At 58.3% G+C, this 8,127-nt stretch carries 8 protein-coding genes; 5 read left to right on the plus strand and 3 right to left on the minus strand.

What is annotated here, in order from left to right:
- From L0H14_RS10905 to L0H14_RS10920, 4 genes are all read left to right on the plus strand, one after another.
- Positions 1–774 (plus strand): endonuclease/exonuclease/phosphatase family protein (locus L0H14_RS10905; RefSeq protein ID WP_367618774.1); only part of this gene is annotated, 774 nt, incomplete at its 5' end.
- A 40-nt stretch (positions 775–814) separates the two neighbouring features.
- Complete coding sequence (locus tag L0H14_RS10910) at positions 815–1,306, plus strand: DUF456 domain-containing protein (protein WP_301418951.1); 492 nt, start codon at positions 815–817, stop codon at positions 1,304–1,306.
- Between the two features lie 52 nt (positions 1,307–1,358).
- On the plus strand, positions 1,359–1,979 hold the full coding sequence (locus tag L0H14_RS10915) for an alpha/beta hydrolase (RefSeq protein WP_301418949.1): 621 nt from the start codon (positions 1,359–1,361) through the stop codon (positions 1,977–1,979).
- Between the two features lie 2 nt (positions 1,980–1,981).
- Positions 1,982–2,863: a hypothetical protein gene (locus tag L0H14_RS10920; protein ID WP_301418948.1), complete on the plus strand. Its 882-nt coding sequence runs from the start codon at positions 1,982–1,984 to the stop codon at positions 2,861–2,863.
- Positions 2,864–2,868: 5 nt separating this feature from the next.
- Here L0H14_RS10920 and L0H14_RS10925 read toward each other — a convergent pair whose 3' ends face one another.
- Complete coding sequence (locus L0H14_RS10925) at positions 2,869–5,331, minus strand: ATP-dependent DNA ligase (protein WP_301418946.1); 2,463 nt, start codon at positions 5,329–5,331, stop codon at positions 2,869–2,871.
- 106 nt (positions 5,332–5,437) lie between these two features.
- Here L0H14_RS10925 and L0H14_RS10930 point away from each other — a divergent pair, with 106 nt between their 5' ends.
- Positions 5,438–6,301 (plus strand): Ku protein, encoded by an 864-nt coding sequence (locus L0H14_RS10930; protein ID WP_301418944.1) that lies wholly within the window; start codon positions 5,438–5,440, stop codon positions 6,299–6,301.
- Between the two features lie 54 nt (positions 6,302–6,355).
- Here L0H14_RS10930 and L0H14_RS10935 read toward each other — a convergent pair whose 3' ends face one another.
- Both L0H14_RS10935 and L0H14_RS10940 read right to left on the minus strand, forming a co-directional pair.
- Positions 6,356–7,549: an acetate/propionate family kinase gene (locus L0H14_RS10935; protein WP_301418942.1), complete on the minus strand. Its 1,194-nt coding sequence runs from the start codon at positions 7,547–7,549 to the stop codon at positions 6,356–6,358.
- A gap of 14 nt (positions 7,550–7,563) precedes the next feature.
- Positions 7,564–8,127 (minus strand): phosphate acyltransferase (locus tag L0H14_RS10940; protein ID WP_301421815.1); only part of this gene is annotated, 564 nt, incomplete at its 5' end.

The raw sequence follows: 8,127 nt of genomic DNA on the forward strand, positions 1-8,127 counted from the left end.
ACAATCGGTGGTCCCGGAGACGCACTTGGCTACGGAGATTTCCCCGGCCAGTCGTCGATGATTATCTATTCGAAATACCCGATCGAAACCGACAAGATCCGTGACTTCACATCGTTGAGTTGGTCGAAAATGCCAGACAACAACATTCCGGAAGATGTCACTGATCTGGAACGCGATATGCTGCCACTAGCCTCAGTTTCCCACTGGGATGTGCCCATTGAGGTCGACGGTGAATCGGTACACATCCTGGCCTCATCAGCAGCAGATGCCTCCGAAGGGTCGAACGCCAAGGAACGGAACCAAGACCAGGTGCGGTTCTGGGAAGACTATCTCGACCAGGACACCGAATACATTACTGATCACCGGGGCAACCGCGGGCCGCTAGAAGAAGGCGCGCAGTTCCTCATCGCGGGCTCCCTCAAAGCTGATCCAAACGGAAACGGTCCGGCAGACCCCACAGCGATATCGAGCTTGCTGGATTCCGAGGCTGTCACCGACCCTCAGCCAGCTCGCACGGTAGCCTCGAGCGACGTGGACCAGGGGAAGTTGCCCACCGATCCCGAGGCGACCTTCCACACAGCTCCAGACCCCACGAGTGGCAGCAATAGCTACCGCGCAGACTACGTGCTTCCCAGCTCGAATATGAGTGTTCTGGGCTCGGGCACTCTCGAAACCGACGCCGAAAACCGGGACAACTACCGCGGCTTCTTCGGAATGCGCTCCAACGACAGCGCCAATCACCTTGTGTGGACCGATACGGCCATTGAAAAATAAGGCCCGTACCACTTAGGGCTCAGACGAGTAGACTGCCACCGTGGAAGTCATCGTAACCATCATCGCCGCCATCCTCATGCTGGTGGCAATATTCGGAACCATCTTTCCCATCGTCCCGGGCTCACCGGTCGCTATCGTCACCATGATTGCCTGGGCCTGGATCATCGGCTCGTCGGCATCCTGGTCCACCGGCGTCGTCGCTGCCGCCCTAGCATTGGTCGGCATGAGCGCGTCACTGGTCCTTACCGGCAGAACCATGCGCCGAGAACGCATCCCGAGCACACCGATTCTCATCGCGACCGCCGCGGCAATAGTCGGACTTTTTGTCATACCATTCCTGGGACTCTTCGTCGGGTTCGCGGTGGGCCTCTTCGGCGCAGAATACTACCGACGCCGCGACCTCGCGGCCGCTGCACGCTCGTCACTTCAAGCTATGAAAGCCATGGGATGGGGCATGCTCATTGAATGCGGTTGCGCGATCTTGGCTTTCGGCGTCTTTGGGCTTGGTGTCCTGATTCACTTCGTGGGCTAAGCCCACCGCCGACACCCTGCGAAGCCACGCCAGCTTCGTTAGAGTGAAGCGCATGTACCCTGAAACACTGACCACCGGTCACCGAGTTATCTGGTCGCTGCCCGAACACTTACGGACCGACCATCTCGTCCTCGTGTTCCACGATGCCGGATCAACCGTAGAAATCGTCGCAGAACACTACTTTCGCTACTTGCCCGAAGCGACCACGGGCCTCGCGATCCAAGCTGGTTTTGACGCGACCTTTGGCAACAGCTGGTTCACCACCTACGACCACCAGCATGCAAACTTTCCAGAAGTCATCTCCGCAGCCCACCGGGTGTTCGATGCCATCGATGAGGACGAATACGGCACCAGCAACTACGCCAGCATCCAACTGCTCGGTGTCGGGCAGGGCGCTGCCCTCGCTACCACCCTGTTGAGAGTGCGCCCCGAAGCGATCAACAGTCTGGTTGGGCTGGATGGCTACGTCATCGATAATGCGATGCTCGGAGCATTCGACGATGGTGATGCCGAAACATCGACAACGGCCACACCGGTCCTGTGGATTTCGACGGAAAACACCAACGACCCCTCAGCTGAATTCGCCCACGATTGGTTGACAGCACATACGCGTTTGACTGAAGCTGAAACTAACTCGGGCATCACACCGTTTCTGACACAGAATGTGAGCTGACTTTGGCGAAAAATTCCGAACAACCCAGAAAATCCCCCAAAGGCGCCCGTGGCGATAAGGCAGCCAAGCGCGCGCAGAAACTGCTGGGCAAGGCCGTTGATTCCAAAGGCCGCCCAACGCCCACGTTCCAGCGAGCCGTCTTGGCCGCTATGCGGGCGCAACGCCCGATGGTCATAGCGCAACTGCGGCTTCTGACAAAAAAGTATCCGCACGATACCCCCGAGGAACTGGCCCAGCGTCTGGGACGGTTCTATATTGGTTCCTTGACGACGACGGGCGCAGCCGCCGGTGGCATGGGCGCGGTCCCGGGCATTGGTACGGCAGCTAGCCTGGGTGCTTCGTTTGGTGCGGCCATCGGATTCTTGGAACTGACCGCGCTGTATGCGCAGTCGGTGGCCGAGCTGGCCGGGCTCCACACAAAGAACGATAAAGCATCTCAAGCGCTTGTCATGACCATCATGCTGGGTGAGGACGGCCGCGAGATCCTGAAACAAGCTGCTTCAGCACAGCCCGGAACACGTTTTGGAACACTGGGTCCGGCGGCATGGATCGCCTCGGGTATTACCGGTCTCACCGAACGCGTGTTCTCTGCGATGACCCGACGATTCACCACAACGCTGATCCGCGGCGAGGCCGTTCGCTTCATGGGCAGACTCGTCCCATTTGGCCTGGGGGCTGGCATCGGCGGGATCGCCAACCGCAATCTGGCCCGCCAAGTTGTGAACCAAACCCACGAGACCTTCGGTACGCTGCCCCAATGGCATGAACTGCCCGAACTGTTTGTGGAGTTGACCTCCCCGCGCAAGCCCAGAGCCCAACGGCAGCTTGAGGCCGCCGAAGAAAAAGCAGCGATCGAAAGCCCACAGACCGCCGATAACGAGTAAGGGCTTCAGACTCCGACATCGTCGGGGTCAATATCTTCTCGTAGGCCGCGCCACACCGGATGGCGTAGACGACCGGCCTCGGTGATCCCGCCCAAAGTGACTTCGCCAACCAACGATGGCGTGACCCAGCTGGCGTCGCGTCGGTCGGGGGCTGGGATCTCAACCGGTGGGGTTTTCCGTGACAGCTGATCGAGCTTTTTCCGTAGCATCTGCAGCTGCTCCTGATCGAAACCCGTACCCACTCGCCCGAGATAGACCAGGCCTTCATCACCGTGGGCAGCCAACAACAGCGAGGCAAAGGTGTCGGCGCGTTCACCATTGCCGGTGCGCCAGCCCACGATCAGCACATCACGGGTGGAGGAGTGTTTGAGCTTCAACCAGGTGCGGGTGCGGCGTCCTGACAGGTAAACGCTATCGCGTTGCTTGGCCATCACACCTTCCAAATCCAGCTCTTTGCTGGACTTCATGGCCTCGTCCAAGGACCCTTCGAAGGCCTCGGGTACATAGATGTTCTCACCTTCGGAGACGACCTCGGCGAGCCGTTCGCGGCGTTGGTCATACGAAGTGCGAAGCAGCGATTCGCCGTCAGAGTGCAGCAGGTCAAAGACCATCAGATACACCGGGGTTTTGCTCCGCTCACGCTCGACATCACGAGATTTCGTCAGGCCCATACGTTGTTGCAGACGACCGAAATCAGGACGACTCGACGGCCCGAGAGCAACGATCTCGCCGTCCACCACGCAGTCGACGTCGACACAATCGACGAGTTCGGCAAGCTCCGGATAGGTCGCGGTCATATCCCTGCCATTGCGGCTGGTGAGCGTGACCGAGCCGTCTGAGTCTTTGGTGGCCGCTCGGACGGTGGCGATGGCTCGGATACCATCCCATTTCATCTCAAACGACCAGTCCTTTTCCTTGCGAGCGACGGTCTCGACTTTTCCGAGACTGGCCAGCATCGGTTCGATATCGACGGGTTCGGCGTCGTCGGCAGCTCTGGCTGGTTCGGGCTCGGGGGAGTCGCTCGCTGGATCCTTCATCAGGTGGATCATCCAGTTTTTCGCTGGATCTTTATTCGGGCCGCTGCCACCGGTATTGAACAATGAGAACTTTCGAACACCACCGAGCCCACCGTCGACTTGGCCGTGCAGGGTTGCGACAACTTTCTTACCGTCCTGCCACTCTTCGAGCTCGTAGGTACCCCAATCCCAGATCGTGACTTCGCCGCCACCGTATTGATCCTTGGGGATCGTGCCCTCGAAGGTCGCATACTCTATGGGGTGGTCTTCGGTTTGTACAGCAAGGTGATTCTTTTTGGGATCAGTCGGAGGGCCCTTCGGTAAGGCCCATGATGCTAGAATGCCCTCGTGCTCCAGCCGGAAGTCCCAATGCAGCGCCTGAGCGTGGTGTTCCTGAATCACAAACGTCAGGGCATCGCCGCTGGTCCCGTGGCGTTCGGGAATGGGTTCAGAAGTGCTTTTGGGGTCGCGCTTGGAACGGTAGACTTCGAGCCGGTCGCGGGGTGCTGTCGCCGAAGCGGCTTCCGAGGCCCCCGCGGTTTCGGCTAGTGGTTCCAGCAGATCACCGAGCTCGTCAACGCGTTCCAGGACCTCTTCGAACCGGAGATGTTCAACAGTGCTCGGGTCATCGAGCTCATCCCAGGTGCGCGGTGCCGCGACGGTCGGGGTGAACCGACCGCGCAGCGAATAGGGCGCCACCGTTGTCTTGGCTGCTGCGTTTTGGGACCAGTCGATAAACACCTTGTTCTTGCGCAACTTCTTCTTCATAGCCGACACAATCAGCTTCGGATGGTCAGCTTCCAGACTGCGGGCCAGCTCGTGAGCGACGTCGGAGACTTCCTGACTGGTGGCCGAACCATCTAATGGCGCGTACAGATGGATCCCCTTGGACCCACTGGTCAACGGGTAAACATCTAAGCCCATGCCATTGAGTAACTCGCGCACCAGCTGGGCGACCTCAACACAGTCGACCAACGCGCGGCCTTCACCCGGATCCAAGTCAAACACCATGCGATCCGGATACCGATCATCCGACGTGATCGTACCGGGATCCGAAGCACCAGGCGAGACTCGCCACTGGGGAATATGCAGCTCGAGCGAAGCCAACTGCGCAAGATAGGTCAGGGTCGCTTGGTCCTGAATTAACGGATAGTGTTTGCGACCGGTCGAATGTTTGATCGACCGGGTGGCGATCCATGACGGCGCATGGTCAGGGAGGCCCTTTTCGAAGAATACCTGGCCTGGGTCATCGGGGGTGCCCACGCCGTCGACCCACCGCTTTCGGGTTGCGATACGATCTTGGGCGTGCGGAATTAAATACGGTGCGATACGGGCGTAGTAGTCGAGCACTTCACCCTTGGTGGTACCGGTTTCTGGGTAGTAGACCTTGTCGAGGTTTGTCAGCGTCAAACGGTGCCCGTCGACGGAGACCTGCTGTTCATTGGATGACATGGCCACCTCCTGTGCCGTGCATGCTACCTGAGGGACTGATGCGAAACGAGACCCGAAAACAGTCTGCCCTAGCCAACAGGCCGTCGGGTCAGTTTGAATGGGGTACATGAGAGCAATCTGGAAAGGGTCCATAGCCTTCGGGCTGGTAAACGTACCTGTAAAGCTGTACTCGGCAACCGAAAATCATGATGTCGACATGCATCAGGTGCATGATAAAGACGGTGGCCGCATCCGCTATCAACGCCGCTGCGAAGTGTGCGATGAGATTGTTGAATATTCCGAGATCGACAAAGCCTATGAAGACGGCGAACACCGGGTCATTCTGACCAAAGACGATTTTGAGGCGCTGCCGGCAGAAGACAACGACGACATTGACGTGCTGCAGTTCGTGCCGAACGACCAGATTGACCCGATCATGCTGGAACGCTCATATTTTCTGGAGCCCACCTCGAAAACACCGAAAGCGTATCTGCTGCTTCGCCAGACGCTGGAGAAAGCCGATAAGACCGCTATCGTCAAGGTCACCCTGCGCACACGTACCCGGCTGGCGATCTTACGTACGCGTGGAAAATTACTGATGATCCAAACGCTGCGATGGGCTGATGAGATTCGGGAAGTCGATTTCAAAGGCGTGAATTCTCGTGCCAAAATATCGGATAAAGAATTGGAAATGTCCGCCCAACTCGTGGAAACCTACTCCGAAGACTTCACTCCAGCAGAGTTCACCGATGACTACCAGGAAGAACTGAAGAAACTCATCGATGCGAAGATCGAATCCGGCGAGACCCTGGATCTAGAAGAAACCTTCCCAGACGAAGACGAGGACGACGATACCGGTGGCGACGTCGTCGATCTGATGGAGGCCCTGCGCCAATCCGTGGATCGTTCCCGTTCGTCCAAGAAATCGGGATCAAAGCAATCTGGTTCGAATAAGAGCTCCAGGAAATCAACGAAGAAGAAGGCTAGCTGACCGGTCCGTCTTTGGAAGAGCATCCTGTTTTCGCAGCCGGGGTCTAGCTGTTGCTCAGGAAACCTTATAGGCGTCGGTTCCTTGGCCCCAAGCACCGGACATCTCGACGAGTTGGAAGGTTTGCTGGGCGATCGCCATTTCTTCATCCGTGGGAACCACGACAACAGCAACTGTTGAATCGTCCGTGGAAATGACGCGTGGTTCATCAGAGCGGGACATGTTCAACTCGTGGTCGTAGCGCACACCGAGCACACCGAGACGATCGAGTACTCGTGCCCGAAACGGGGCAGATTTCTCTCCGATGCCAGCGGTAAAGGCGATGGCTTGCGCGCCGTTGACTGCAACGTGGTACCCGCCGATGTATTTGGCTAAGCGGTAGGACGCAACATCGAGTGCCATACGGGATTCGCGGTGCCCGGCTTGTGCGGACTCCAGCACCTGGCGCATATCAGCGTGCCCGGTGAGTCCCAACAGCCCGGACTCGTGGTTGAGAATCCTGTCGGTTTGGTGGGCATCGTAACCATGCGAGGTGATCAGGTGTGTGATGATTGATGGGTCTACGTCACCCGAACGGGTCCCCATAACGAGTCCGGCTAACGGCGTGTAACCCATCGAGGTGTCAACGGACTTACCGCGGCGGATAGCCGTGGCCGAAGCGCCGTTGCCCAGGTGCAAGATGATGCCGTTGAACTCAGACCGATCGATGCCCAGCAGCTGCGCGGTTTTACCGGTGACGAGATCGTGGCTGGTGCCGTGGAACCCGTAGCGACGAATCCCATGTTCGGTGTACCACTTATCCGGAATCGCATACCGCCACGCCTCGGGCGGCATGGTCTGGTGGAACGATGTATCGAAAATGACCACCTGGGGCATATCGGGCCACTTATCGCGAATCGCGCGCAGCCCCTCGGTGGCCGGCGGGTTGTGCAGTGGGGCCAGCGGGGCCAGCCGGTCGATAGCGCGGATGACTTCAGGATCCACGAGTTCTGGTTTTTTGAATCGTTCACCGCCGTGCACCACACGGTGTCCGGCCGCATCGATCCGGCGACCATCCAACACCTCGTCGAGTTCCCTGGCGACGACATCCAGGGCCTGAGTATGGTTGGAAACCCCAGAACCTGGGACGCCGATCCGTTCAATCAGCCCGGACGCTTGGACCGGATTGTCGGTGTCTGTGCCGTCGTCATGCAGTTCGCGCAGCTGATATTTCAACGACGACGAACCAGAGTTAATCACTAAAATGAGCATCGTATACCTGCTTACTACGCTTGTGCCTGGATAGCGGTGATGGCAACGGTGTTGACGATGTCGTCAACCGTGGTGCCCCGCGAAAGATCATTGACCGGTTTATTGAGCCCCTGCAGCACCGGACCAACGGCGACTGCACCGGCCGACTGCTGGACGGCCTTATATGTATTGTTTCCGGTGTTGAGATCCGGAAAAATAAAGACGGTGGCGTTTCCGGCGACCTCCGAATCCGGCATCTTTGAGGCCGCAACAGATGCTGAGACCGCGGCGTCATACTGCAGCGGCCCGTCCACCTTCAACTCCGGTTGAGCAGCTTTGACCAGGCTGGTTGCTTCGCGGATCTTGTCCACGGCTTCACCGGAACCCGAGTCGCCGGTTGAATACGAGAGCATAGCAACCCGGGGATCGACGCCGAATTGCTGGGCGGTTTCAGCCGAAGCGGCCGCAATATCACCGAGTTGTTCGGCATTGGGGTCCGTATTGACGGCGCAGTCACCGTAAACCAGCGCTCGATCCGGCAGCAGCATGAAGAACACCGAGGAGACGATCTTGGTGCCCGGTTTGGTTTTCACAAACTC

The organism is Yaniella sp., assembly GCF_030453185.1.
Classification (GTDB): domain Bacteria; phylum Actinomycetota; class Actinomycetes; order Actinomycetales; family Micrococcaceae; genus Yaniella.

Bases quoted from the DNA above. Each gene is read 5' to 3' on its own strand.
- L0H14_RS10915 (WP_301418949.1), top strand. From the start codon at position 1,359: ATGTACCCTGAAACACTGACCACCGGTCACCGAGTTATCTGGTCGCTG.
- L0H14_RS10925 (WP_301418946.1), bottom strand. From the start codon at position 5,331: ATGTCATCCAATGAACAGCAGGTCTCCGTCGACGGGCACCGTTTGACG.
- L0H14_RS10930 (WP_301418944.1), top strand. From the start codon at position 5,438: ATGAGAGCAATCTGGAAAGGGTCCATAGCCTTCGGGCTGGTAAACGTA.
- L0H14_RS10935 (WP_301418942.1), bottom strand. From the start codon at position 7,549: ATGCTCATTTTAGTGATTAACTCTGGTTCGTCGTCGTTGAAATATCAG.